18 protein-coding genes and 2 tRNA genes are annotated in these 25172 nt (G+C 59.6%); 14 read left to right on the forward strand and 6 right to left on the reverse strand.

Annotation, left to right across the window (positions count from 1 at the left end):
* The first annotated feature begins 21 nt into the window (after positions 1 to 21).
* Both FP2506_RS04000 and FP2506_RS18910 read left to right on the forward strand, forming a co-directional pair.
* Positions 22 to 1284: an amidase family protein gene (locus tag FP2506_RS04000; RefSeq protein WP_081448287.1), complete on the forward strand. Its 1263-nt coding sequence runs from the start codon at positions 22 to 24 to the stop codon at positions 1282 to 1284.
* Entirely contained in the window at positions 1284 to 1439 is a 156-nt protein-coding gene (locus FP2506_RS18910) for a hypothetical protein (protein WP_007066112.1), read from the forward strand. Before FP2506_RS04000 ends, FP2506_RS18910 begins: the two co-directional genes overlap by 1 nt.
* A gap of 412 nt (positions 1440 to 1851) precedes the next feature.
* Here the strand turns inward: FP2506_RS18910 and FP2506_RS04005 are convergent, their stop codons facing one another.
* Together FP2506_RS04005 and FP2506_RS04010 are read right to left on the reverse strand one after the other, a co-directional pair.
* The gene (locus FP2506_RS04005) at positions 1852 to 3330 is read right to left on the reverse strand and encodes a cryptochrome/photolyase family protein (protein WP_007066113.1); all 1479 of its coding nucleotides are present in this window, start codon (positions 3328 to 3330) and stop codon (positions 1852 to 1854) included.
* 332 nt (positions 3331 to 3662) lie between these two features.
* A tRNA-Asn gene (locus FP2506_RS04010) sits at positions 3663 to 3737 on the reverse strand.
* Between the two features lie 295 nt (positions 3738 to 4032).
* Here FP2506_RS04010 and FP2506_RS04015 point away from each other — a divergent pair.
* Positions 4033 to 4290 carry a hypothetical protein gene (locus tag FP2506_RS04015; RefSeq protein WP_050765119.1) on the forward strand — a complete coding sequence of 86 codons (258 nt, stop codon included), beginning with the start codon at positions 4033 to 4035 and terminating at the stop codon, positions 4288 to 4290.
* 634 nt (positions 4291 to 4924) lie between these two features.
* Here FP2506_RS04015 and FP2506_RS04020 read toward each other — a convergent pair.
* The gene (locus FP2506_RS04020; RefSeq protein ID WP_007066115.1) at positions 4925 to 5215 is read right to left on the reverse strand and encodes a tyrosine-type recombinase/integrase; all 291 of its coding nucleotides are present in this window, start codon (positions 5213 to 5215) and stop codon (positions 4925 to 4927) included.
* Between the two features lie 627 nt (positions 5216 to 5842).
* On the opposite strand from FP2506_RS04020, the gene FP2506_RS04025 reads away from it, so the two are divergent.
* Entirely contained in the window at positions 5843 to 6508 is a 666-nt protein-coding gene (locus FP2506_RS04025) for an SOS response-associated peptidase (RefSeq protein WP_187289073.1), read from the forward strand.
* Positions 6509 to 6905: 397 nt separating this feature from the next.
* Positions 6906 to 8894 carry an acyltransferase family protein gene (locus tag FP2506_RS17880; RefSeq protein ID WP_007066118.1) on the forward strand — a complete coding sequence of 663 codons (1989 nt, stop codon included), beginning with the start codon at positions 6906 to 6908 and terminating at the stop codon, positions 8892 to 8894.
* A 307-nt stretch (positions 8895 to 9201) separates the two neighbouring features.
* On the opposite strand, the gene FP2506_RS04035 is transcribed toward FP2506_RS17880, so the two are convergent.
* Positions 9202 to 9275 (reverse strand) — tRNA-Cys (locus FP2506_RS04035).
* 240 nt (positions 9276 to 9515) lie between these two features.
* Between FP2506_RS04035 and FP2506_RS04040 the strand changes: the two genes are divergently transcribed.
* From FP2506_RS04040 to FP2506_RS04070, 7 genes are all read left to right on the forward strand, one after another.
* Complete coding sequence (locus tag FP2506_RS04040; protein WP_007066119.1) at positions 9516 to 10169, forward strand: protein-L-isoaspartate O-methyltransferase family protein; 654 nt, start codon at positions 9516 to 9518, stop codon at positions 10167 to 10169.
* 213 nt (positions 10170 to 10382) lie between these two features.
* Positions 10383 to 11912, forward strand: coding sequence for a TolC family outer membrane protein (locus tag FP2506_RS04045; RefSeq protein WP_040488896.1), 1530 nt, complete (start codon positions 10383 to 10385; stop codon positions 11910 to 11912).
* A 163-nt stretch (positions 11913 to 12075) separates the two neighbouring features.
* Positions 12076 to 13113 carry a PopZ family protein gene (locus tag FP2506_RS04050; RefSeq protein WP_007066121.1) on the forward strand — a complete coding sequence of 346 codons (1038 nt, stop codon included), beginning with the start codon at positions 12076 to 12078 and terminating at the stop codon, positions 13111 to 13113.
* Positions 13114 to 13247: 134 nt separating this feature from the next.
* Positions 13248 to 16145, forward strand: a complete 2898-nt coding sequence (locus FP2506_RS04055) for a valine--tRNA ligase (protein WP_007066122.1) — start codon at positions 13248 to 13250, stop codon at positions 16143 to 16145.
* Positions 16146 to 16374: 229 nt separating this feature from the next.
* Complete coding sequence (locus tag FP2506_RS04060; protein WP_007066124.1) at positions 16375 to 17808, forward strand: hypothetical protein; 1434 nt, start codon at positions 16375 to 16377, stop codon at positions 17806 to 17808.
* Positions 17809 to 18051: 243 nt separating this feature from the next.
* Positions 18052 to 19776 carry a dihydroxy-acid dehydratase gene (gene ilvD / locus FP2506_RS04065; RefSeq protein WP_007066125.1) on the forward strand — a complete coding sequence of 575 codons (1725 nt, stop codon included), beginning with the start codon at positions 18052 to 18054 and terminating at the stop codon, positions 19774 to 19776.
* A complete protein-coding gene (locus tag FP2506_RS04070) occupies positions 19763 to 20593 on the forward strand; it encodes a tetratricopeptide repeat protein (protein ID WP_040488898.1) in 831 nt (276 codons plus the stop codon). Before ilvD ends, FP2506_RS04070 begins: the two co-directional genes overlap by 14 nt.
* Positions 20594 to 20862: 269 nt before the next feature.
* Here FP2506_RS04070 and xth read toward each other — a convergent pair whose 3' ends face one another.
* Both xth and erpA read right to left on the reverse strand, forming a co-directional pair.
* Positions 20863 to 21645: an exodeoxyribonuclease III gene (gene xth, locus FP2506_RS04075; RefSeq protein ID WP_007066127.1), complete on the reverse strand. Its 783-nt coding sequence runs from the start codon at positions 21643 to 21645 to the stop codon at positions 20863 to 20865.
* 19 nt (positions 21646 to 21664) lie between these two features.
* Positions 21665 to 22006, reverse strand: coding sequence for an iron-sulfur cluster insertion protein ErpA (gene erpA, locus FP2506_RS04080; protein WP_007066128.1), 342 nt, complete (start codon positions 22004 to 22006; stop codon positions 21665 to 21667).
* 145 nt (positions 22007 to 22151) lie between these two features.
* On the opposite strand from erpA, the gene FP2506_RS04085 reads away from it, so the two are divergent.
* Complete coding sequence (locus FP2506_RS04085; RefSeq protein WP_040489389.1) at positions 22152 to 23330, forward strand: deoxyguanosinetriphosphate triphosphohydrolase; 1179 nt, start codon at positions 22152 to 22154, stop codon at positions 23328 to 23330.
* A gap of 79 nt (positions 23331 to 23409) precedes the next feature.
* The gene (argS, locus tag FP2506_RS04090) at positions 23410 to 25158 is read left to right on the forward strand and encodes an arginine--tRNA ligase (protein ID WP_007066130.1); all 1749 of its coding nucleotides are present in this window, start codon (positions 23410 to 23412) and stop codon (positions 25156 to 25158) included.
* Positions 25159 to 25172: the final 14 nt, after the last annotated feature.

Here is a 25172-nt window from a genome sequence, read left to right on the forward strand (position 1 = left end):
AGGACACGAGAGGGCGGTACGATGAGTCGGATGCCCGAGCCGCTTGACCTCCCGGTCGCGGTCCTGCGCGAACGGCTGGTGACAGGCGCCGCGCGGTGCAATCAGGTATGCGACAATGTCCTGAAGCGATTGGCGCGCGCCGAGGGCGTTGAGGATGCTCTCGCATGGATCGATGATACCTATGCGCGCCGCGTCGCCGAAAGTCGGGACGCGCTGCGCGGACGCGGAAGAGCGCTGGGTTCTCTGCACGGAATACCAATCGTTCTCGACGATGCCTGCGATATGGAGCGCGTTCCATCCAAACGCGGGTTCGATGCGCTCGACCGATCGCTTGGCGAAAGGGACGCCAGCCTGACGGCGCTTCTAAGGTCTGCTGGAGCCCTGCTGTTCGCGAAGTCGGCGATTCCGGCGCTGCGAGTGGGTGAGGGGACGACCGGAGCGACAACGCTTCTTGCCAAGCGCTGCTTCCCGTTGGCCGTGACGGTTGAAGCCCGGGGCGAGATGATCCGTGCTGCTGCTCGTTCGAGCCTGTTCGCCTACCGGCCGAGTGCCGGCATGGTCCCGCAATCAGGTTTGTTCAGGATTGCCCCAACCCTCGATAACGTTGCGGTCTTGGCTATCGATTTGGAGGGCCTCGCCCTGCTCGTCGATGCGTTGGTCGGGCAAGAGCCGCTGTCGGCAAGCGAACCAAAGCCCCATCCGCAACTCGGGAAGGCGCTCAAGACACCGCCGCCCGTAACACCGACGATCGGGTTCGTCTCAGACGACCGCGACGCGGCCAAGGCTCCGCTCGATGAATTGATGGGGGCTTTGGGCAGGAACGCGTTTCAAACGCCCCTCCCGGAAGTATTCGCCGAAGCCGTCCCCCAATCGGAACGCATCTTCACGGCGGAGGCGGCAAAGTCGCTGGCACCCTATCGCCGACGTTATGCGGAGGCTGCGCCTGAGACGCTCGAAAAGATCGTGGACGTAGGGGAGAGTTTGTCAGCGGTCGATTATTTGCGTGCACTCGATTGGCGGCCAGTTCTGAAGTCCGGGCTCGATGAGGTGCTGTCGCGCTGCGACGTTGTCGCTTCGATCGGCCCCATCGAAAACGAGACTTCCGCCACATTCGACGAAACGCTGCTAGCTTTCGTCGGTCTTCCGTTCATGACGCTCCCGCTTCTGGAAACATCGGACGGGTCACCTCTTGGATTGACCCTTGCAGCAAAGCACGGCGAGGATGCGAGACTGATGCGAACCGCGGCCTGGTTATTGAAAAAATTGGAAGGGCAACTCGACTGATGCTCGAAAAATTGCTGTCCCTGTTCGCCTTCGTACTGCTGTGCGTTTTTCTCGGGTTTCTGATCTGGCACGTGCCGCGTCTGGATCTCACCCTGGTGCTAGCTTTCACCGTGCTGCTCACAGGCTACGACCTGTTCTTTCACAAGCCGCGGTGAGGCATCGGCCGGTGCTGCCGCGCCCTCGGCGGAGCGATGAATAAGAAGCTCTCCACCGGTTTATCCAGCGAGTCCTGGGCGGAAGAAGCTATGATAAGCGTCGAGCCGTTCGCCAAGTGAGCGAGGCACATGGGGGCGCGTAGATCGATCACCCTGATGGTATTGTCGAACGCGGCTTCTTCCGGTGAAAGAGCTCATCGTAGGCGTTTCTAATAACGGTGGTGTGGATTTTCAACTGCGGATCAGCCGGAAGTTTTTTCTTCTAGAACGACTAGGCGGTCGAGAGCGCTTTTCCAGCCATCGAGACAAAGCCAATCAGACCAGCTACGGTGCATTCGCGCCGCTGCGGTACAGGGAGGCGTCCTTGGCCGGCGATTGTGCTTCAGCCTGTCTATAGCAGTACCGTTGTAGGCTACCCCTTTACCTCGTCATAGGCCGAAAGTGCCCTGTCGCGCGCTTCCGAATGGTCGACGAGCGGCTCGGGATAGGTCTCGCCAAGCTTCACTCCCGCCTTCTCCAAAACGTCCTTATCGGCTTTCCAGGGAGCGTGGATGTGCTTGTCCGGCATCTCTTTCAGTTCCGGCACGAACTGACGGATATAAGCACCGTTCTTATCGAACCGCTCGCTCTGAGTGATGGGGTTGAAGATGCGGAAGAAGGGTTGGGCGTCGGCCCCAGCCCCGCCGATCCATTGCCATTGGGCTGTGTTCGAGGCGATGTCGCCATCGACCAGCGTATCCCAAAACCAGCGCTCGCCATCGCGCCAGTCGATCAGAAGGTCCTTCGTAAGAAAGGAACCGACGATCATACGAACACGGTTGTGCATCCAGCCCGTCTTCCAGAGTTGGCGCATGCCGGCATCGACGATCGGGTAGCCGGTCAACCCATTTTGCCAAGCCTTCAGGTCCTTCTTCGACGAGCGCCAGGAGAAATTATCGAAGCGGTCGTTGAAGTTTTTGTCTGCAAGTGGTCCGAAGTGAAAGAGAAGGTGATAGTTGAAGTCCCTCCAGACGAGTTCCTGAAGGAACGTCCGGATCGCTTCGTCCGGCACTGTCTTGCGGCGGTTCGCATAGGCTTGAGCCGTGTGCCAAAGGCGATAGGGTGAGATTTCACCCCACCTTAAATATGGCGACATGCGCGACGTGTCGTCAGCATATGGCCGCTCGCGACCCTTGTGATAGTCCGACAGAAGATCGTCGCAGAATGTCTCGAAACGGTCGTGAGCAGCCTTTTCGCCCGGTGTCCAGAAGTCAGCGATACCGCCGGACCAGTCCGGTTTGGTCGGCAACAGCTCCCAGTCCTCCAGATCGTCCGATTGCGGAAAAGTGTCCGGTTGCTTCAAGCCGTCAGGCGGATCGATCGGGTCGCGAGGCCCACTCTCCGAAACCTTTCGCCAGAATGGGGTAAAAACCTTGTAATATCCGCCCGACGTCGTCTCGACGTTTTCCGGGTCGTGCAGGAGATTGGCGGTGAAGCGTTCGACTGAGACCTGGTCGCCAAGCGCTTCTCCGATTGCATCGTCCACCGCGCGTGACGCCTGGTCGTAACGCCGGTTGAAGAAAAGCGCGCTGGCACCTGTTTTCTCGATGACATCGAGGACTTGGTCTTTGGCCTTACCGCGCCGTAGCGTCAGCCGGGAGCCCTTGCCACGCAGAGAACTCGCGAAGCTTTCGAGCGAATGATGCAGCCACCACTTATGCGCGCCGCCGAGCGCGCGGACCCCGTCCGACTCCTCGTCGAGCACCACAAGCGGAACGATTGGCCGATTGGTCTCGGCCGCGAGCGCGAGCGCCGGATTGTCGTCGAGCCTCAGATCGTCACGGAGCCAGACGACGATCGGGCCGGTCTCCTGATCTGCGGTTTCGCTCTTAGGCGCTTTTGATCTTGCCATTGGGTCTCGATCCGTCTCCGTTTCGCTGTCGTCGATGAATGTGTGACGCTGGAGATCGGTTGGAAGCCGGGCGCGGGACGGTATGCCGCAGACCGAGCCTAAGCTTTGCGTAGCGGAGGTGATCGGACGATCCGGTCTTCAGAAACGAAGCGGGTACAGGCCGTGAGGTTAGCCGAGCTCCTGAATGGGTAGGGTTTCACGAAAAAGAATCATTCGCCGAGAAAGGCAGCAGTACAATGATCAAAATTCTGGGTTCGGTTTGCATTCACGCTCGCCTGGCGAACAATCTCTGCGTGGCCGAAAGCGACTGAAATCGCATAATTGAAAAGAAGTGGCTCCCCGGGCCGGATTCGAACCAGCGACCGATCGATTAACAGTCGAGTGCTCTACCACTGAGCTACCGGGGAACGTGCCGAAGCCCGTGCAAAAGCTCCGGGGACGGCTGCGGAGGCTATAGCAAAGTGCCGGGCGGCTTGCCAAGCGCTTCTTCGCGAAAAATTCCTAGCCTTAGTGCCTATCTAAAACGTTTGGCCAGAGAACTCTTTTCTTCGCGCCGTGTTACCCTGTGAGACGACACCTGGACAGAGACGTATGGATAATCGGACGGATCGGATCGAAGACGAGGGACGGCACATAGCGGATGCCCCTATAGGTGAAGCCTTTGCGAGCAGCGAGCCAGACGTCGCGGGACAGAAGCAGTCGATGCGCCTGTTCGGCCGCAATTTCGACCTGCCGCAGAATCGCTGGCTTCGCATTTCCATCGGCACGTTGCTGGTGATCGGCGGCCTGTTCGGGTTCCTTCCTGTTCTCGGCATCTGGATGGTCCCGCTCGGACTGATTGTCCTGTCAATCGATCTTCCTGTTGTACGCCGACTGCGCCGCCGCTCAGATGTCTGGGCGACGCGCCGTTATCGTGAGTGGAAAACGAAACGTGCGCAGGAACGGCAAACGCGCGCTTGAAGTGGTCCTCGGCGTTCTTCTCGATCCCATCCTGTACTCGGCATCGCTTCGGTCGACCTGAAGCGTCCTGACAATGGAGTTGCGAAAAGTTCGCCTCTCATCTCCCCGTGCCCGTCGTCACGACCACCGCTGATTCAACCTATGGTCAAAATCGAGCCCATTTGGACTGACGTCGCAAATGTTAATGAGGCTTAGCTGATGACCACGCCGCACGTTCGGGCAATACGCTTCCTGGGAACGGACGGCCACGAGTGCGGATGATCTGTGCGGCAGGGTTCGACCACAGTCGCTTTAACGACTTTGGCTGCCGTGCGCATGACGCCGGGCAGTTGCGTGATTCGTGATACGCCAGGCAGGTGTCGAGCGCTGCACCAACGCGTGTAAGACAAACGCCACCTCGAATGCGCTCGCGCAAAGCAATGTAGACTGTCGGTCCTGTCGCGAGATCGGCGCCGCCGAACCCAAAGTGCCGTCTCACGACAGCGAATACAATTCGTTCAAAGTAGCCGGAAAAATGAGTGGGGGCCTCGGTATAAGATCGTCGAGCTATCAGAAGCAATGCTTTGTGGTCAACTGTTTTAGATTTTGATTTCGATTCGATCAATCACTTGTCCGCTGCGGTGATACACTTTCTCTAGCCCTCGATTAGGCCGAGGACGCTCACGTTAAAATCGATCAGTAAGATTGTGCGGCGGGCGATGATCTTCTGGCTTGCCTTGCGAGTGTAGAGGTTAGCTTCATTAGCGTTCTCCCAACCGAAAAGAGCCTTCAGATCCTCTTCGTTGGCGCCGTTCTTGGCGGCGATTGCGGCGCCTGCCTTCCTCAGGCGACGGGCCGAGCAATGGTTCAGGCCGGCTTCGTTGCACGACTTGCGAAAGCGTTGGCCGGGTCTCTTGATTGAGAACGGCTTTCCGTATTCGCTCAACCGCTACGCCCGTCTTGCTCATGGTGGTGATGGATGCAGACCGAGAAGAGCGGCCGCTAAAGGCGCTCTCATCGAGACGATAGAGCTTCGCAAATTCCTACATGCGATCGACGGAGTTCTGACCTGATAGCTTGGCATCGAATACGTGGTCGGCGCGATCAACCCATCTGAATTTGGCACTCTTCTCGATCAAGGCCGTATTAGCGAGGCGCAAGTCGCCGCAAGAGGCCGAAATATTCGCGTAACCTGCCCGACCGCTTGTCGAATCGCGTTGGCGTTCCTTATCCGTTCTCCATGAGCTTGCCGCGCCACAACCGAGGACTGATGTTTAGCCGCCCCGGCCAGCTCGGCCACCTCGTGCGCCTGCGATGCAATTACTGCCGGACGGGATCGCTCTTTTTCCGCCTTGAGGACCTTGTCGTCCTCGCGGGCGACCGGGAAGTCGACCGGCTGCGGCGCCGGCTGATATACGAGGTTTGCGGCTGGAGAGACTATGTCGAGATCGACACGCCGCCGCTGACGGGGCAGGAGCGGCAGAGCGTGATCGTCCGGCGGGCTGGTGCGGGTCTCGACGATCCGTCGCCCAATATGACGCGAGGAACTGCTGTAGATCTCGGAATCCCTGCGATGTGCAATCTCTATTCCATCACCAAGGGCCAGGTGGCGATCCGGCAGTTCACCAGGGCGATGACTGATCGCACGGGCAACCTGCCGAGCCTGCCCGGCGTCTTTCCGGACATGGAAGCGCCGGTGATGCGAAACGGCGAGTACGGCGATCGCGAGCTGACGATGATGCGCTGGGGCATGCCGTCGCCGAAGTTCGTGCTGAAGGGCCGCAAGACGGATCCCGGCGTCACGAACATTCGCAACACAAAGAGCCCGCACTGGCGGCGCTGGCTGTCGCCGGAACATCGCTGCGTCGTGCCGTTCACCTCGTTCAGCGAGTATGAAAGCGTTGACGGGAAGAAAGTGCCGGTCTGGTTCTCGCTCTCCGAGAAGCGCCCGCTTGCCGTCTTCGCGGGCATCTGGACGAACTGGACGAGCGTATGGAAGGTGAAGGAGGGTGAAGTGAACGCCGACCTCTACGGCTTCCTCACCTGCGATGCGAACGCCGAAGTCGGAGCGATCCACCCGAAGACGATGCCGGTGATCCTGACCGAGATGAACGAGATCGATACCTGGCTGCGGGCGCAATGGGACGAGGCGAAGGAGTTGCAGCGGCCGCTGGCGGACGGGACGCTGCATGTGGTGGCGAAGGGCGCGAAGAAGGACGCCGAAGGTGATGGCGGCTAGCGGCCATCCTCAGCACGGACCGGCTGAGTGAAGAACGCACCACGTACTTCGAGAGGGTCTCGCAGACGTCTCGATGGCATAGGCGGGGGATTAATCAAGCGCCCGAGGGCCGAGGTCAGTTTAGGTAGAAGGGCCTGTCTTCGATGAAACCTTCCATACCTACACGCTCGACCGTCTGATGGAACTCGGAAAAGGCGGTCATATCGGTCGGGAATGCGTCGCCCGAAAGCATCGACCCATCTTCCTCTTTTTGCCTAGCCATCTCATCCCTAAAGTGAGCGCGTGGTCTGCAGAGGACAACATGCTCCTACGGACTAGGCTGAGACTATCGCCGTGTGCCCTCAGAACGCCGAAATTCATATCGACAGGTTCAGTGGAATAGTGCCCATGGACGACCATGCCCCCTGACACTTCTTATCGCGCCGACGTGGACGGCCTCCGCGCCCTGGCCGTTGTTCTTGTGATCCTGTTTCACATCCATACTCCCTGGGTGCAGGGCGGTTACATCGGAGTGGACGTTTTCTTCGTTATCTCGGGGTACGTGATCACACGGGGAACAGCACCTGCGATAACCGAGGGCAGATTCCGGCTGACGACCTTTTATCTCCGTCGCTGCCGTCGCCTGCTTCCGGCATTGATCCTCGTTCTCTGCGCAGCCTCTCCGGTTGCCTGGTATTTGCTGCATCCAACGGCTTTTGGAGATTTTTCCGGTAACGCGGCCGCCTCGCTACTGTTTGTTTCGAACATCTTATACAGCTTTACCGACCCTTACTTGGTCGACCAGAGCTGGCTTAATCCACTCATTCATACATGGAGCCTCGGAGTAGAGGCGCAGTTTTATCTGGTCTTCCCCGTTATTCTTATGCTAACGTTGCGGAAGAGAAATCTCGCTGCGCTCCTAGCGATTTCCATTCTTTCATTGGTGTCTTTTGTGCTTGCTGTCGTTTTGACCGGCATCAGCAAAGAAGCTTCTTTCTATTTGCCTGTAACACGCTTCTGGGAGTTTGGCGTCGGCGCAATCCTGGCGTTGAGCGAACGATACCGCTCGCAGAAATATCAGGTGCTGCCATGGCTACTGCCTGCACTAAGCCTCTTGATACTGCTTTCTTCTGCCAATCTCTTCACAGAAGCCACGTACCATCCAGGACCCATGACGCTGTTTCCAGTTGCAGCGACTGCGCTGCTCATCTGGGGCGGCCATCGTCCAAATTTTGTGTCTCGTGCACTGTCACTCGCGCCGCTCGTGTCAATTGGTGGGGCATCTTATTCGATTTACCTGTGGCACCAACCAATACTTGCTTTCTTGCGCGACGCGCTGAACTCTGAGCCTTCGCTCCTTACTCTAGTATTGTGTTCGCCGGCTCTTCTGATCTTATCATACTTTAGTCTTCATTTCATTGAGAAGCCGATCAGAGAAGCGAGACAACCTGTCGGCGGCTTCGATCTTGGTCGCTGGGCAGCGCCTACACTGATAATGCTTGTGGCTTGCGGCTTGGGTATGTGGACCCAATACTCTCGCCTCGCTTCAACCTCCTCGGCACTCCTTTATGAACCCAAACGTGGTATCGCCCAGATCAATGGAACACCCTGCCTCATTAACGATCTCAACGACATCTGTATAATCGGTGATCAAGATGTGACACCCACCGTTGCTATCCTCGGCGACAGTCATGCACACACCCTAACCCAATCAATTCAGGAACGCCTTGCAGAAGAGCATGTCTCCGCGTTCGTATATATCTTGGCAGGGTGCCCTTTCATCGAGCAGGTGCGCCGGATTGGTTATCCAAGGGACTGCCCACGATTCATTGAAGAAGTTCTAGACCGATTAGCCGACTCCACTGTTCAGTCGGTTATCATTTCAGACTACCGCTCAGCCTATATTAGCGGGATGAGTGAGGCCGCCGCCGTGCCGTCGGAGAGTCTGGCCGTCTATCCGCTGGAACCCGTCGATGGTCACCGTGCTCGTCTTGAGGCGGTCGATCGCCTGCAACGACAGACAATCGATCGGTTGCTGGGTATGGGATTGAATGTCACACTCATTCTGCCGGTGCCGGATGCCCCTGGCCGTGTTCCAGCTGAAATTCGCAATCGATACTCCTCGAACTCATTGCCATATCGATATCCAGTCCAGAGCTACCTGACGAGAAGTTCGACAGTTTTGGCACTAGCTCAGGACTATGCGGAGAATCCGCAATTTCGAGCGATTTTCCCACACAAGGTGTTCTGTCGGGACGACGGATTTTGCGAAACGCACGGGCAAGATCAGGTTTACTATACAGACTCCAATCACTTGAGCGCAGAGGGTGCCGATTGGCTGATAGACGCTGCTGAGCGCGATCTACTTTGGTCGATGAATGGCGGCTCGAACTTCGTCGATCGCTAACGGCGGTCAGAATTCGGAACGTCCGATCGTCGAAGAGGCGTTCGGATTTTAAGTTCATTGCGCAGACAATGTTTAGGTGGCATCCGCCTGCAACCGTTCAGAGCGATATCGGCACCACTGACGGCGTTTCGGTGCGAGTTACCAAACCATCACAGCCCCACTTCAGTGAGACCCGCGCACGCTAATACACGAGCCGAAAGCGGCAGAAGATTTAGAGAACAGAAATGATACACCTTCGCGCGGCCGTGGCGTTCAGTATATCAAGTATCGTAAAACGCCTAGCAATATCAACAACCGGCATAGCGAATGGAGGCCTCGGCCGGAATCGAACCGGCGTGCAAGGATTTGCAGTCCTCTGCGTAACCACTCCGCCACGAGGCCCCATGCGGCGTCTACCTACTGAGTCGAGCGGGGCAGCGCAAGGGGCGCGCCTATCGATTGGTGGTGATTGATTCTGCTTTTCGTCCTCTTGAAACAGGCGGATTGGGTTGGTGCGCCAATCCGCCAAAACGCGTGGCAAAAAATGCCGGCGACCCCCTATCTTGCGATGGCTTGGCCTCGATAATAAGGGATGTATTGAGCCGGTCGTCCGGCTCTGGCGGATAAAAGGATCGCGGTCTCATGGATTTCAAGGACGCCCGGATCAAACTGGTCGATAACCAGATCAGAACGACGGATGTGACATCTCACGCGATCCTTAGTGCATTTCTGACCGTTCCGCGCGAAGAATTCGTTCCAGCCGGTAAGCGGCCGCTCGCCTATATCGATGAAGATATGCCTATCGGTAACGGCCGCTTTCTGATGGAAGCCTCGCCCCTTGCCAAGCTTCTCCAACTCGCATCGATCGACCGGGATGACGTTGTTCTCGACGTCGGCTGCGGCTCGGGCTACGGCGCAGCCATCCTGTCCTGTCTCGCAAGTGCTGTGGTCGCGCTGGAAGAAGATGAGGAACTCGCCGCAACAGCGACCGATATCCTCAACAGGCACGATTTCGTCACCTGCACGGTCGTCACGGGCCCACTTGCTGAGGGATATCCTGACGAGGCGCCCTACGACGTAATCCTGTTCGAGGGCTGCATCGAGACGCTGCCGCAGACCTTCCTCGATCAGCTCAAAAAGGGCGGACGCCTCGTCGCGGTGATCGGACGCGGCCTCTCGGCGCAAGCTCGGCTTTACGTCAAGGACGAAGAGGGGATCGTCTCCGACCGCTTCGGCTTCAACTGTGCGATCAAGCCATTGCCCGGGTTCTCTAAGAAGGCCGAGTTCGTCTTCTGAGCGACCCTAAACGCGCTGACGAAGGGCGTTGCACTTTTGCGCCGCTTCACGTCCGAATTTCGTTCCGGGCAATTCCGACACTTGATTATTCACTGTTCTGGGTGATGAGTTAGAGCCCGCATGCCGAGTACCGGGAGCGTTGATGTTCCGACCGGCGGATCCCGCGTCTTCGCGCGGTCCAAGACTGGAGTGAAGCAATTGCTCGCACGATCAATGTTGAGAGCGTTGGCGACAGCCGCCCTCATTCTTTCCGTCCCATCCATCGCGGATGCCGAGACGCTGCAGGGCGCGTTGGCGAAGGCCTACCAGAATAGCCAGGACCTCAATGCTTCGCGGGCACAGCTCCGCGCAACCGATGAAAACGTCACCCAGGCTCGCGCAGGCATGCGTCCCTTCGTGACGGGCATCGGCAGTGCGTCCGCGAGCCGACTGAGCAACGATCGCGATACGATTTCACGCAGCCGACAGCGTCTCAACAGCAATGGTACGACGCAGCGTTCGCGGCAATATCAAAAGAGCTTGGTCGACACGGAAACGGAAGTTCTGTCGACGACGGTCGGCATACAGCTCAACCAGACGCTCTTCGATGGCTTCCAGACGCCCAACAACGTCGAAGCTGCGAAGGCGCAGGTAAGGGCAGGGCAGCATAACCTCTCGAACATCGAGCAGAACACGCTGTTCGATGCGGCATCCACCTATATGAACGTACTGCGGGATCGGCAGATCGCATCGCTCCGGCAGCAGAATTTAAGCTTCCTGAGTGAACAGGTTCGCGCGGCGCGAGCGCGGTTCGAGGTCGGCGAGGGCACCCGCACCGATGTGAGCCAGGCCGAATCAGAGCAGGCACTCGCCACCGCGCTCCTGAACAGCGCGCTCGCACAGGTTGCGACGAGTGAAGCGAACTATTTCGACATCATCGGCGATGCGCCTACCGACTTACAGCCTGCAAGTGTGCCGCGAGCGATACCGAACACAGTAACGAGTGCCTACGAGATCTCACAGCGAGAGCACCCGGCGATACGCGCAACGCTCGCATCCGTCGACGCGGCGGCTTTCCAGGTGAAATCTGCGGAAGGTGCGCTGCTGCCGACGGTCGAATTGCAGGCCTCGGTTCAGAACGATTTCTCGACCTCGAACACGTCCCAGTTCTCGAACACCTTCACAGAGAGCCGTACCCTCAACGGGTTGCCTGGCGTGAGTACCAATACGCAGACGAGTTTTTCGGGCGTCGGCTCGCGCAGCAATGAGAATCAACTGAGCGCCACCATCGGTGCGCAGCTCACCGTCCCGATCTATCAGGGTGGAAGGGCCTCTTCGGTCGTCCGCCAGCAGAAGGAAGTGCTGGGTCAGAGGCGTATCGAGGTCGACGGCACGCGCGATCAGGTGCGGGCCGCGGTTGCTACGTCCTGGGCCGAGCTTCAGGCTGCGCGCGCCAATATCGCTGGCTATTCCGCGCAGGTTCAGGCCGCACAGCTCGCGCTGAACGGCGTTATCGAAGAGCGGAACGTCGGTCAGCGGACCACTCTCGACGTACTGAATGCCCAAGCGGACGTGATCACCGCCCGGATCCTGCTTGTCGGCTCGCAGCGCGACGAGGTCGTCGCGGGCTATGCATTGCTCTCGGCGATCGGTCGACTCTCCTCCGGCACGCTCGGCCTCGCCGGCAAGAGATACGATCCGAACGATCACTATGTCGAAGTCGAGGACAAGTGGTACGGCCTGCGTACGCCGGACGGCCGCTAGGGCGAACGCCCTCGATCGCGGCCCGGCGTCACCCGGCCGCGAAACCTCGGGAAAAACCTTAAAAATAACCTTCGTGGATTCACTTTCGGCCCATGCAGCCGTAGGTTTCGCACATGATTCGATCGCTATCCCTTGATGCGGTTGTCACGTGAGGAGCCAAGTGATGGGGAACGCTCTACCGGTCCAGGAACCGACGATGGACGAGATCCTTGCATCGATCCGCCGCATCATCGAAGGCCGCGACGATAGCGAGACCCCGACTCAAGATCACCAAGCGCCCATGCTTATGCCGATCCCGGACAGTGCCGAGACCGAAAGTCCAGCAGGGGAGGCGGCCAGTGATGCGCCGGAGGCCCTGGACGCGGTGCAGCCCGAGACCAAGCCGCGATCGAGCGCTTATGCGGCTTTGGAAGATGCTCAGCGCAACGGACCGATTGGCCTCAAAGCCGTCAATGACGAAGGCAAGACACCTTTCGCCGGCGCCAAGTCTTCGGAAGTCGAGCGTCAGGTCGCCTCGCAGATGGAAGAACTCGCGACGGTTTCCGTCGCGCGCATGCGCGCCGCTTCGCTGGAGGAGGCGGTCCGCGGTTTCCGCCAGCACGGTGCAGAAGCTGACGAAGTCAACGAAAGCGATGCCACCGGGGCAGAAGTAAACACGCAGGTATTCTCGGACGAGTTCGACGAGGCCGCCTTTGCGACGGAGCTGCTCGTGAATGCCGGGCTCATGGACGAGCCGGTCCTGCAGCCCGAGAGCGTCAGCTCTGCCGAAGCTGTGAAGCTGCGCCTGGCTTATCCTGAACGTCCTGCCGAGGGTGAACTGGAAGCTGAAAAGGCGCTTGAGACAGCCATCAGCGCGGCGACCGGTCGACCGAAAGAAACGGCGAGCGTGGAACAGTCGAGCGTCGAAGAGGACGGCCTCGATGAAGTGCTAGCCACGTCTTTAGAAACTACTGTCGAGGCGGCGACCCGCGGCGCCCTCGTTTCGTTGATTTCCGATAATGCGGAGACGAAGGTCAGCGCATCGTTCTCGGAACTTGCCGCTGTACTGCGCGACGAGCAGGCCCAGCGCATGGATGCAACGGTGCGCGAGATGTTGCAGCCGATGCTGAGCGACTGGCTTGAAGACAATCTCCCGATAATTGTCGAGCGGCTGGTGCGCGAGGAGATCGAGCGCGTGGCGCGGGGCCCCAAACGGGCCTGATCCGAAGCTGCGATTGAGAGACAAGCTTGAAGGGCGCGTCCGTGCTGGGCGCGCCCTTCGCGCGTTGACACTCAAGCGCGTTCGGTCATAACCCGGCTGCAAACGCACTGAGACTGCGCGCGACTGGACATTTCATGATCGACAAGACCTACGAAGCCGCGGCTATAGAGCCGCGCATTTCCGCCCGCTGGACCGAAGCCGAGGCCTTCAAGGCAGGTGCTGGCAAGACAGACGGCGCACCGGCCTTCTCGATCGTCATACCGCCACCGAACGTCACTGGCTCTCTTCATATGGGCCATGCGCTGAACAACACGCTCCAGGACATTCTCGTGCGCTTCGAGCGCATGCGCGGCAAAGACGTCCTTTGGCAGCCGGGAACCGACCATGCCGGGATCGCGACGCAGATGGTGGTCGAGCGCCAGATGGCGGCAAGCGGCGAGAGCCAGACGCGTCGGGAGATGGGGCGCGAGAAGTTCGTTGAGCGTATCTGGCAGTGGAAGGCCGAAAGCGGCGGCAAGATATCCGAGCAGTTGAAGCGCCTCGGTGCCTCTCTCGACTGGTCGCGCGAGCGCTTCACCATGGACGAGGGGCTTTCGGAAGCCGTGCTCGAAGTCTTCGTGCGGCTCTACGAGGAAGGACTGATCTACAGGGATAAGCGGCTCGTCAACTGGGACCCGCACTTTCAGACCTCGATCTCTGACCTCGAGGTGGAGAGCCGCGAAGTCGAAGGCCACATGTGGCACTTCAAATACCCGCTGGCCGGCGGCGAAACCTACGAATATGTCGAGAAGGACGAAGACGGGAACGTCCTCTTGCGCGAGACACGAGACTATATCTCGATCGCGACGACCCGGCCTGAGACGATGCTGGGTGACGGGGCGGTCGCGGTGCATCCTTCCGACGAGCGCTATGCGCCGATCGTCGGAAAACTCTGCGAGATCCCGGTCGGGCCCAAGGATCATCGCCGCCTGATCCCGATCATCACCGACGAATATCCGGACCCGACCTTCGGTTCGGGCGCGGTGAAGATTACGGGCGCCCACGACTTCAACGACTACGGCGTCGCTAAACGCGGCAATATCCCACTTTACCGGTTGATGGACGAACACGGCGCGTTGCGTGCCGACGGTACGCCCTATGCCGAGGCAGTCGAGATGGCGAAAGCCGTGCGGGATTCCGGAAAGGTTCCGGACACGGCACATGTCGATACGATCAACCTTGTGCCGGACGAATATCGCGGTCTCGATCGCTTCGAGGCGCGCAAGCGCGTCGTCGCCGACATTACGGCGGAAGGCAACGCGATCATGGTGCCGGAGACTGATCCGCGCCTAGGTCCGGTGAGCGCGCCGGTCGCGCCGGAGGAGGGCGGTGAGCAGCGCGCGCTCGTGCCTCTGATCGAAGCGAAAAAGATCATGCAGCCTTTCGGCGATCGCTCCGGCGTCGTCATCGAGCCGATGCTGACGGACCAGTGGTTCGTCGATGCCGAAACGCTCGCCAAGCCGGCTATCACTTCAGTCAAGGAAGAGCGCACGAAGTTCGTGCCGAAGCAGTGGGAAAACACCTATTTCCGCTGGATGGAAGACATCCAGCCCTGGTGCATCTCGCGCCAGCTTTGGTGGGGACATCGAATTCCCGCTTGGTATGGGCCGGACGGCAAGGTGTTCGTGGCGCGGACGGAAGCCGACGCGATCCGAGCGGCTGAAGGTCATTACGGGTCTCAAGTCGAACTGGTCCGAGACGAAGACGTGCTCGACACCTGGTTCTCCTCCGCGCTTTGGCCGTTCTCCACCATGGGCTGGCCGCATGAAACGCCGGAGATGGAGAAATACTATCCGACCTCGGTGCTCTCGACGGCCTTCGACATCATCTTCTTCTGGGTCGCCCGGATGATGATGATGGGCCTGCATTTCACCGGCAAGGAGCCGTTCCACACGGTCTACATGCACCCGCTCGTGCGCGACAAGTTCGGGCAGAAGATGTCGAAGTCTAAGGGCAACGGCATCGATCCGCTCGACCTCATCGAAGAGGTAGGCGCCGACGCGCTGCGGTTCACCCTAGCCGCGCTCGCCGTTCAGGGCCGGGACGTGAAGCTCGATCCGGCTCGGGTCGCTGGCTATCGCAACTTTTGCACCAAGCTCTGGAACGCGACGCGATTTGCCCAAATGAACGAGGCGAAGCATGGCGTCGACATTGAGCCCGCCTCGCTGCAGCTGCCCATCAATCGCTGGATCGTCACGGAACTTTCCAAGGCTGAAAAGGAGGCGACGGCCGCACTCGAAGCCTATCGCTTCAACGATGCGGCGGCGATTCTCTATCGCTTCGTCTGGAATTTGTTCTGCGACTGGTATGTCGAGCTCACCAAGCCGACACTGAACGGGGAGGATGCCGACGCAGCCGGCGAAGTGCGCGTCGTGACCGGCTTCGTCCTCGACCGCATCTTTGTCCTGCTCCACCCTTTCATGCCCTTCATCACGGAGGAACTCTGGGCCGAGACCGCAAGCGGCGAGCGTGCGACGCTGCTCTGCCACGCCAGTTGGACGAGCCTCGATTTCGAAGCGCCCGAGTCTGCGGACGACCTCAACTGGCTAATCGACATCGTCGGGCAGGTCCGATCGGTGCGAGTGGAGATGAACGTCCCCGGCTCGGCGAAAGTCACGATAGCCGCCATCGCGCCGGATGCACTGACGGCCGACCGCCTGAAGCGCCATGGGCCGCAGCTATCGCGCCTTGCCCGTCTTGAGGCCATCCAGTTCGCCGAGAGCGTTCCACCCCAGTCCGCCCAACTCGTTGTTGCCGGGGTGACATTTGCAATTCCTCTTGCCGGCGTCATCGACATCGCAGCTGAGAAGTCGCGCCTCGCCAAGGCGATCCAGAAGAACGAAGGTGAGATCGCGCGTATCGAGAAGAAGCTCGGGAATGCGAAGTTTGTCGCGAACGCGCCAGATGAAATCGTCGCCGCGGAGCGCGAGAAAAGCGAGGCCTACGGCACCGAAACCACGAGTTTGAAGGCGGCTCTGGCACGACTCGGGTGAAAACGAAGGGGCCACGCTATGGGCGAAAAAACGACCCGTAAGCTACAAGTCAGCCTCAACGCGCCGGTCGACGACGATGCGAACAAAATGTCGCACTTTCCCGTGTCCAAAATGACACTCAAGTCGCGCCTCGCGCGCGGCCGCCATTTCGTAACCCTCCCTTTCGAGTTAGCGTTTGTCTAAGGCCAGTTGCAGCCGACAAGACGGCGATACGCCTAGGGGGAAATAGATGAAGGCTTTCACGAAATCGATTCTTGGCGGGGCGATGGTCGCGACGCTGCTCGGAAGTTCGGCAATGGGTGCCGGTTTCCAGCGCGGTACGCCTGACACCGACATTCTGTTCGAGCCAGGCACGACATCCATGCGCTGGGGCCTGACATATGTCGATCCGCAACGCGGCTTCGACTCGATCAACGGTCAGAGCGGCGATTTCGGCGAATATGTTCAGGAATATAACATCCCCTCGCTCGCGGTATCCGTCGGCGGTGAAAACTTCGCCTGTTCGCTCCACTATACGAGATCCTTCGCGGCGGAAGCTGATTACACCGGCTCTCCAGATGGCGGCCTGCCGTTCCAAAACTCGGCAACGCAGAGCACTGACAACGACGACCGCGTCTTCGCGCTAAACCAGGGCACTACTGCCTATTCAAGAACACGAACAATCGATTTCGATTCAAACGAATTCGGTAGTACATGTCGAGCAAGTTATAATTCAGATTATGGTCGCTTCAGTCTTCTCGGTGGTATATTCTTTGAAGACTTCAATTTCGAAGGAAGTTCCCAAGGATTCCGAAGCCTAAATGCAAATGTAGCTCCGGCAATCGCCGGCTTGCCGGCGCCAACTCAAGCCGCAATCAATGGTGCATTCGCCAATGGCATGCAGATCATATTGCCGACTCTTGTCAGAACGGAAGTGGATAGCGGCTACGACGCGGGCTGGCGTATAGGCGCAGCCTACGAGGTTCCCGAGATCGCGCTTCGTGTTCAGGCTATGTATCGTTCAGAAGTCGAGCATGACAATATTACCGGCTCTGCGAGCGTTACAGCGAACAACAGCGCTTTCGTCGCGATCGGCGGCGAGCAAACGTCTATTCCCCTTTTTGACAGCCTGGTGAGTCAAGCAGGAACCGCGGCAAGTCAGCAAATACAGCAGGCCAATCAAGCGGGGCTGTTTACCGCAACCTTGAGCGACATCACCAGTCCGCAGTATTTGGAAATAAAGGCACAAACCGGAATAGCAGAAGGCACGCTTCTTCTCGGAAGCTTCAGGTGGACGGATTGGAGCACCAACAATGCGGTCGTTAATAGTCTGATCAGCCCAGACGGAACGGTTACCTCGACGTATCAGCCTTATCAGTGGCGCGACGGCTACACGGCGTCCGTCGGTATCGGCCGTGCGTTCAACGAGATGGTCTCGGGTGCGATTTCACTCGGCTACGACCGGGGCGTCTCGACCGGCGCGGAGACGACCTACACCGATCTCTACACCGTTTCTGGCGGCGTCTCGCTGAAGGGCGCAGATTGGGCGGAGTTACGCGTCGGGGGCCTCGTTGGCTATTGGACCGACGGAGAACAGAAAATCTCGGACGGCGCCTACTTCAATGGTAAAGTTGGGGACGATGTAGTTCTGGCCGGTAATGCGAGCTTGAAATTTACCTGGTAAGCTTCTGATATCAAACCTTTATTTTGTCGGATGACGCCGCGGCGGGGAACGATCTCGCTGCGGCGTTTCTCGTTCGGCCGACAGGCAAGATGCTCTTTCGCAACACTATTGCGCCGTTACATCGAAGCGTCTGACCAGTGTTGGAATGTGCCCCGTTGCCGCCACAAAACCCCGACACTCCTGAACCGTCTCGTCCGGCGGGGGAGTCGAGACGAAACGACAGGCCATTCAAGCGGGGATGAGATGGACGCACGCGTGATCGACAAGACGAAACTTCCGAGCCGTCATGTGACGGAAGGACCGACCCGCGCGCCGCACCGCTCGTATCTCTATGCGATGGGTCTCTCCAAGGAAGAGATCCATCAGCCACTGGTCGGTGTTGCCTCCTGCTGGAACGAGGCCGCACCCTGCAATATCTCGCTGATGCGTCAGGCGCAGGTCGTAAAAAAGGGCGTTGCTGCCGCACACGGAACGCCGCGCGAATTCTGCACGATTACCGTCACCGACGGTATTGCCATGGGCCATCAGGGCATGAAGTCGTCGCTGGTCTCGCGCGATCTCATCGCCGACTCGGTCGAACTCACCATGCGAGGCCACTCCTACGACGCGCTTGTCGGTCTTGCCGGCTGCGACAAGTCGCTGCCAGGCATGATGATGTCGATGGTACGCCTCAACGTTCCCTCGGTCTTCATCTACGGTGGCTCGATTCTGCCCGGCACCTTCAAGGGCCGGCAGGTGACCGTGCAGGATATTTTCGAGGCGGTTGGCCAGCATTCCGTCGGCGAGATGTCGGACGAGGATCTCGACCTGATCGAACAGGTTGCCTGCCCCTCCGCCGGTTCCTGCGGCGCCCAGTTCACAGCGAACACCATGGCGACGGTCGCAGAGGCGATCGGCCTTGCGCTGCCATACTCCTGCGGTGCGCCGGCGCCTTACGAAATCCGCGACCGCTTCTGCTACGCCTCGGGCGAGATCGTGATGGATCTTCTGCGCCGTAACATCCGTCCGCGCGACATCGTCACCCGCAAGTCGCTGGAGAATGCGGCGGCCGTCGTCGCGGCCACGGGCGGCTCGACCAATGGCGCGCTGCATCTGCCGGCGATCGCCCATGAGTGTGGCATCGAGTTCGATCTCTTCGACGTCGCCGAGATCTTCCGCAAGACGCCCTACGTCGCGGACCTCAAACCGGGTGGCAAATACGTCGCCAAGGACATGTTCGAGGCCGGCGGCATTCCGCTCCTGATGAAGACCATGCTGGAGCACGGCTATCTCCACGGCGACTGCATGACGGTCACCGGACGCACGATGGCCGAGAACATGGAGAAGGTCGCCTGGAACGCGGATCAGGATGTGGTTCGCCCAGCCAACAATCCGATCACGAAGACCGGCGGTGTTGTCGGCCTGAAGGGCAATCTCGCTTCCGACGGTGCGATCGTGAAGGTCGCGGGCATGAAGAACCTGAAATTCTCAGGGCCAGCGCGCTGTTTCGATTCGGAGGAGGATTGTTTCAAAGCGGTTTCGGCTCGCGACTATAAGGAGGGCGAGGTTCTCGTCATTCGCTACGAGGGTCCGAAAGGTGGCCCCGGCATGCGCGAGATGCTTCAGACGACCGCTGCGATCTACGGCCAGGGAATGGGCGACAAGGTCGCCCTCATCACTGATGGCCGCTTTTCCGGCGCCACCCGCGGCTTCTGCATCGGCCATGTTGGCCCGGAAGCGGCGGTCGGCGGACCGATCGGCCTTTTGAAAGACGGCGACGTGATTACGATCGACGCAGTCGAGGGAACGCTGGACGTTGCATTGAGCGAAGATGAACTCGCCGAGCGCCGCAAGGCTTGGGAGCCGCGCGAAACCGACTATCAGTCGGGCGCGCTCTGGAAGTATGCCCAGGTGGTTGGCACGGCCCGTCTCGGTGCCGTCACCCATCCCGGCGGTGCAGCCGAGAGGCAGTGCTATGCGGACATCTAAGAGCTTCCTTACCGCCTGTGTCGCCGGAATGCTCGTCGCGGCGGTGCCGTCGGCGAAGGCTCTAGCGCTTGATCCAGAGGCGCTAGTCGATCCAAACGCCAACCCGATCGAGCACTTTTCCAAAGGGTTCCAGGCCTACAAGCGCGGCGAAAAGCAACTGGCTTTTCAGAGCCTCAAATACGCCGCCGACAAGGGTCACCGGGGGGCGCTATGGAAACTCGCTCGGATGTATGCCGATGGCGACGGCGTCCCGGAAGACGACTACGAGGCGTACAAAATCTTCGAAAGCATCGTACGCGAGCCGGAAGACAGCAGCGCAAATAGCGCCAACGCCGCCTATGTCGCAAGCGCCGTCGTCGCGCTTGGCGACTACATGCGCAGGGGCATTCCCGGGCATGTCGACGTCGATCTGCAGCGGGCGCGCCAGTTCTACTTTCATGCCGCGAGCTATTTCGGTAGCCCGAAGGCGCAGTTCGAACTCGGCCGGATGATGCTGGAAGGCGAGGGCGGGCGGACCAACCCGAAGCAGGCGGCGCGCTGGTTGAAGCTGGCTGCCTCCAAGGGCCATATCGGCGCGCAGGCCCTGCTCGGCTATCTGTTGTTCGATGGAGAAGCGATCTCGTTGGAGCCGGAACCGGTCCGCGGTCTCGCCATGCTGACCATGGCACTGAAACGAGCGAGGCCCGAGGACCAGGCATGGATCAAGGGCCTACAAGAACGGGCTTTCGGCATCGCAAGCGAAGCGACCCGCCGTACGGCGCAAGCCTACGCCGAACAGCAGATGGCTGCGGCAAGCGGACCGTTGATGAGGAATTGATCGCAAGTGCGCTCCGCAAGCGCGGAGCGTTCCCCGCCGATAAACCGTAGGGTTTTTGCAGCCAACGAACACCATCGGGAAGCGATAGCTAGCTGATATCTCAGCCACTGCTTTCCGTGTGCCCCTTCCTGCCCATCGGGGGAAGAGCCTCGTGGCTTCAAAGGGGCCGCAAGTGCGATGAACCCCAATAGCTTCGTCGAGGGCGGGAAGAAACTCAGCGCACTTCGGAACCGACTCGAAAAAGGGTTGCCCCGTCACTTCGGAGCGTGTCACCCGCCCAACTCTGCCAAGATTGGTACGTGATCGGAAGGCTTCTCCCAACTACGCACCTGCTTGTCGATGCCAACGGATCGCAGCACGATCTGGGCTTCGGGTGATAGCAGCAGGTGGTCGATGCGAATGCCGTTATTTTTCTGCCAGGCGCCGGCCTGGTAGTCCCAGAACGTATAGAGTTCGGCGCGATCGTCCGTCATGCGTAGGGCGTCGGCGAATCCGAGATGAACAAGGCGCCGAAGATTGCCACGTGATTCGGGCTGGAAGAGCGCATCGTTCAGCCAAGCGGCAGGATCATGCACGTCTTTGGGCTGCGGAATGACGTTGTAATCGCCAGCCAGAATCAGTCGCTCCTCGTGCGCGAGGAGGGCTTCTGCATGACGCTCTAACCGATCCATCCAGGCAAGCTTGTATTCGAATTTGGCTGTACCAAGGGGATTTCCGTTCGGCAGATAGATCGAGGCGACGCGCAGGGGCCCGGAGTCAGTTTGCCAGAGCCCTTCGATGTAGCGGGCCTGTTCATCGCTCTCGTCGCCGGGAAGGCCGCGCCTCACGCTTTCCGGCTTTTCCTTTGAAAGCAGTGCTACTCCGTTGAAGCCTTTCTGGCCGTGGGTCTCGACATGATAGCCTAGGTCTTCGATCACCTTTTTCGGGAAGGTTTCATCCTGGCTCTTGATCTCCTGCAAACAGGCGATGTCCGGATTGCGCTCTTGCAACCATGCCGTAAGCCCGTCGATACGCGCTTTGATACCGTTTATGTTCCAGGATGCAATCAGCACGGACGCAAGGCACTTTCCATCAGATCGAGAAGCTGGTGCCGCAACCGCAACTCGCGACGGCATTCGGGTTCCGAATCTGAAAGCTCTGGCCCATCAGGTCGTCGACGAAGTCGATCACCGAGCCGTCGAGATAGACGACCGAAATCTGGTCGATCACGACGCGCGCTCCGTCCCGCTCAAGCACGAGATCGTCGGCTTCGGTTTCGCTCGTCAGATCGTATTTGTATGAGAAACCGGAACAGCCGCCCCCTTCCACCGAGACGCGCAGCGAATTGGACCCCGGCGACTTCGCCAGGATGTTCGCGATTCTTTTCGCGGCGTTGTCGGATAGGGTGACAGGTTGGTCGACTGTCTCGCTCATCGGTGTCGATCGAGGTCGGGTTGAAAGCCCGCCGCGCTCCTTGTTCAAGTGTTGTGCGAAAGGTAATAACGCGGCGAGCCTTGGTCAATCGACGGTGCGAAACGATGACGGCATCCGGAAGAGGCGGCCCGTGATAACGATCGGCATGGGCCGCGAGCCTCTCTGCCCCTATGCTGTCGACTATCGGCAGAGCCGCGGTCGGCTCTACACGGAGCCTGAGAGCGCGACCCGCACCCCCTATCAGCGCGACCGGGACAGGATCGTCCACTCCACCGCCTTCCGCCGCCTCAAGCACAAGACGCAGGTCTTCGTCGCGACCGAAGCCGATCACTACCGCACGCGCCTTACCCATACGATCGAGGTCAGCCAGATCGCCCGCGCATTTGCACGTGCCCTGCGGCTCGATGAGGATCTGACGGAGGCGGTGGCGCTCGTTCATGATTTCGGCCATCCTCCCTTCGGTCACGCTGGGGAGCGGGCGCTGCACAGGGCGATGGCGCCCTATGGCGGCTTTGACCACAATGCGCAGGCGCTGCGAATCGTGACGGTGCTGGAGCAGCGTTATGCCGAGTTCGACGGGCTCAACCTCTCCTGGGAAACGCTAGAAGGGCTCGTAAAGCATAACGGCCCGTTGCGCGGCCCGCTCGCGCGCGAGGCGCTACCCCAACCAATTGATGCCTTCGACGCACTTTTCCCTCTGCATCTCGAATGCCATGCCAGTCTCGAGGCGCAATGTGCGGCGATCGCCGACGACATCGCCTACAACACCCATGATCTCGACGATGGCTTGCGGGCGGGGTTGATCGAACTCGACGACCTGCGGGACCTGAAGCTCGCAGGCTCCATCCTGTCGGAGATCGAGAGCCGCTATCCGACCCTTTCCAAGAGTCGGCTCGCCAACGAGATCATGCGCCGGCACATCACGCGTATGGTGGAGGACGTGATCGAAACCTCGTTCGCCGAACTCGAGCACCTCGATCCGGACAGTCCAGATGCGGTGCGGAGAGCAGGGCAAACGATCGTCAAGTTCTCGCCGGCGATGCGCGAGGCGGTCGACGAAACGCGACGGTTTCTCTTCCAGCACGTCTATCGGGCCGAGAGCGTCATGGCAGTCATGAGAAATGCCGAGAATGTCGTCGAAGATCTCTTTGCGCGGTTCATGGCTGAGCCGGATCGGCTGCCGGCGGAATGGTCCGAGGCCTTCCAGCGAATGGACATCGGCAAGCGTGCCCGCCGGATCGCGGACTATCTCTCCGGCATGACGGACACCTATGCTCTCGGCGAGCATCGCCGCCTGTTTGACCGAACCCCGCGTTTGGGCTAGCCGCCGCCCATATCCGCATTGACTTGAACCAGAGGCAGCCGAACAACCCGGCCGTTTCTCTTTTGCGCTTGAGCTTATGATGAACATGTTCGCCGATTTCGAAATGCGGGTCAGGGCCGCCGTTTCGACCGTCCTTACCGATATCGGCCATGCGGTGCCCGATCTGGAACGCGTAACGGTCGAGCCGCCGCGCGATCCGGCCCATGGCGATCTTGCGAGCAATGCTGCCATGGTGCTGGCAAAGCCAATGGGGCTGAAGCCGCGCGATCTCGCCGAGAAGATCGCGGAAAAGCTGGGGGCGGATGAAGATATCGCATCGGTCGAGATCGCCGGCCCCGGCTTCATCAATATGCGGCTCGCGCCGGCCTTTTGGCCGCGCCATCTGAGAGAAATGCTGAACGCTCGGCTCGATTACGGCCGCGGTGCGCCGACCGGCCGGAAGATCAATGTCGAATATGTCTCGGCCAATCCAACCGGCCCCATGCATGTGGGCCATTGCCGGGGCGCAGTCGTCGGCGATGCCCTCGCGCGGCTTCTCGCCTTTTCCGGCGAGGAGGTGACGAAGGAATACTACGTCAACGATGCCGGAGAGCAGATCGGGGTTCTCGCCCGGTCGGCGTTCCTGCGCTACCGCGAGGCGCTCGGCGAGAAGATCGGCATGATCCCCGAGGGTCTCTATCCTGGCGACTATCTGAAGCCGCTCGGTCGCTCGCTGGCGGATGAATTCGGCGACAGTCTTCGGGACAAGCCTCAGGCCGAATGGGAGCCGATCGTTCGGGATCGAGCGATCGAAGCCATGATGGATATGATCCGTGAAGACCTGAAGACCCTCGGCATAGAGCACGAGGTCTTCTTCTCCGAGCGCACCCTGCACGATGCCGACGGCGGCAAGATCGCGAACGCAATCGCCAATCTTGAGGAAAAAGGCTATGTCTATCGCGGCGCGCTGCCGCCGCCCAAGGGCAAGCCGCAGGAGGACTGGGAGGATCGGGAGCAGACTCTGCTGCGCTCTACAGCCGTGGGCGACGATCAGGACCGGCCGCTTGTCAAGTCGAACGGACTCTACACTTATTTCGCTGCCGACGTCGCGTATTTCCGCGACAAGTATGAGCGCGGCTTCTCAGAGATGATCTTCGTCCTTGGGGCGGACCATTCGGGCTACGTGAAGCGGCTCGAAGCGGTTGCCAAGGCGATCTCCGGTGGGACGGCGAAGGCGACGGCGATCCTCTGCCAGCTCGTGAAACTATACCGGGACGGCGCGCCGGTGAAGATGTCGAAGCGTTCCGGTGATTTCGTTACACTCGCTGAGGTCGTCGAAGAGGTGGGCCGCGATCCGGTCCGCTTCATGATGCTCTATCGCAAAAGCGATGCCCCGCTCGACTTCGACTTTCAGAAGGTAACCGAGCAATCGAAAGATAATCCGGTTTTCTATGTCCAGTACGCCCATGCCAGGGCTCACTCGATCTTCCGCCAAGCACGGGAAACGGGTTTCGACGTTTCGATCGGCGCGCCGATCGAAGCTGACCTCAACCTTTTGCGGGATGAGGGCGAAACCGGGCTGATCGCCAAGCTTGCCGAGTTCCCGCGGGTCGTTCAATCCGCAGCGAACGCCCGCGAGCCACACCGTCTGGCCTTCTATCTATATGATCTCGCTTCGGCCTTCCATGCTCAATACAATCGGGGCAAAGACCTGCCGCAGTTACGCTTTGTTAATCCTAGCGCGCCAGAATCCAGTCTCGCCCGGCTGGCATTGGTCGACGCCGTTGCGACTGTCGTGCGATCGGGTCTCGATATCATTGGCGCCCAAGCCCCTGAGGAAATGCGATAGTCCATCACGCTTTG

The organism is Fulvimarina pelagi HTCC2506 (assembly GCF_000153705.1).
Classification (GTDB): Bacteria; Pseudomonadota; Alphaproteobacteria; order Rhizobiales; family Rhizobiaceae; genus Fulvimarina; species Fulvimarina pelagi.

Excerpts from the sequence above, each read along its gene's own strand:
- FP2506_RS18910 (WP_007066112.1), top strand. The coding sequence starts at position 1,284 with ATGCTCGAAAAATTGCTGTCCCTGTTCGCCTTCGTACTGCTGTGCGTT.
- FP2506_RS04000 (WP_081448287.1), top strand. The coding sequence starts at position 22 with ATGAGTCGGATGCCCGAGCCGCTTGACCTCCCGGTCGCGGTCCTGCGC.
- FP2506_RS04085 (WP_040489389.1), top strand. The coding sequence starts at position 22,152 with ATGGGCCGCGAGCCTCTCTGCCCCTATGCTGTCGACTATCGGCAGAGC.
- FP2506_RS04050 (WP_007066121.1), top strand. The coding sequence starts at position 12,076 with ATGGGGAACGCTCTACCGGTCCAGGAACCGACGATGGACGAGATCCTT.
- FP2506_RS04060 (WP_007066124.1), top strand. The coding sequence starts at position 16,375 with ATGAAGGCTTTCACGAAATCGATTCTTGGCGGGGCGATGGTCGCGACG.
- FP2506_RS04005 (WP_007066113.1), bottom strand. The coding sequence starts at position 3,330 with ATGGCAAGATCAAAAGCGCCTAAGAGCGAAACCGCAGATCAGGAGACC.
- erpA (WP_007066128.1), bottom strand. The coding sequence starts at position 22,006 with ATGAGCGAGACAGTCGACCAACCTGTCACCCTATCCGACAACGCCGCG.
- ilvD (WP_007066125.1), top strand. The coding sequence starts at position 18,052 with ATGGACGCACGCGTGATCGACAAGACGAAACTTCCGAGCCGTCATGTG.
- FP2506_RS04015 (WP_050765119.1), top strand. The coding sequence starts at position 4,033 with ATGCGCCTGTTCGGCCGCAATTTCGACCTGCCGCAGAATCGCTGGCTT.
- FP2506_RS17880 (WP_007066118.1), top strand. The coding sequence starts at position 6,906 with ATGCCCCCTGACACTTCTTATCGCGCCGACGTGGACGGCCTCCGCGCC.
- FP2506_RS04045 (WP_040488896.1), top strand. The coding sequence starts at position 10,383 with ATGTTGAGAGCGTTGGCGACAGCCGCCCTCATTCTTTCCGTCCCATCC.
- FP2506_RS04040 (WP_007066119.1), top strand. The coding sequence starts at position 9,516 with ATGGATTTCAAGGACGCCCGGATCAAACTGGTCGATAACCAGATCAGA.
- FP2506_RS04055 (WP_007066122.1), top strand. The coding sequence starts at position 13,248 with ATGATCGACAAGACCTACGAAGCCGCGGCTATAGAGCCGCGCATTTCC.
- FP2506_RS04070 (WP_040488898.1), top strand. The coding sequence starts at position 19,763 with ATGCGGACATCTAAGAGCTTCCTTACCGCCTGTGTCGCCGGAATGCTC.
- FP2506_RS04025 (WP_187289073.1), top strand. The coding sequence starts at position 5,843 with ATGTGCAATCTCTATTCCATCACCAAGGGCCAGGTGGCGATCCGGCAG.
- argS (WP_007066130.1), top strand. The coding sequence starts at position 23,410 with ATGAACATGTTCGCCGATTTCGAAATGCGGGTCAGGGCCGCCGTTTCG.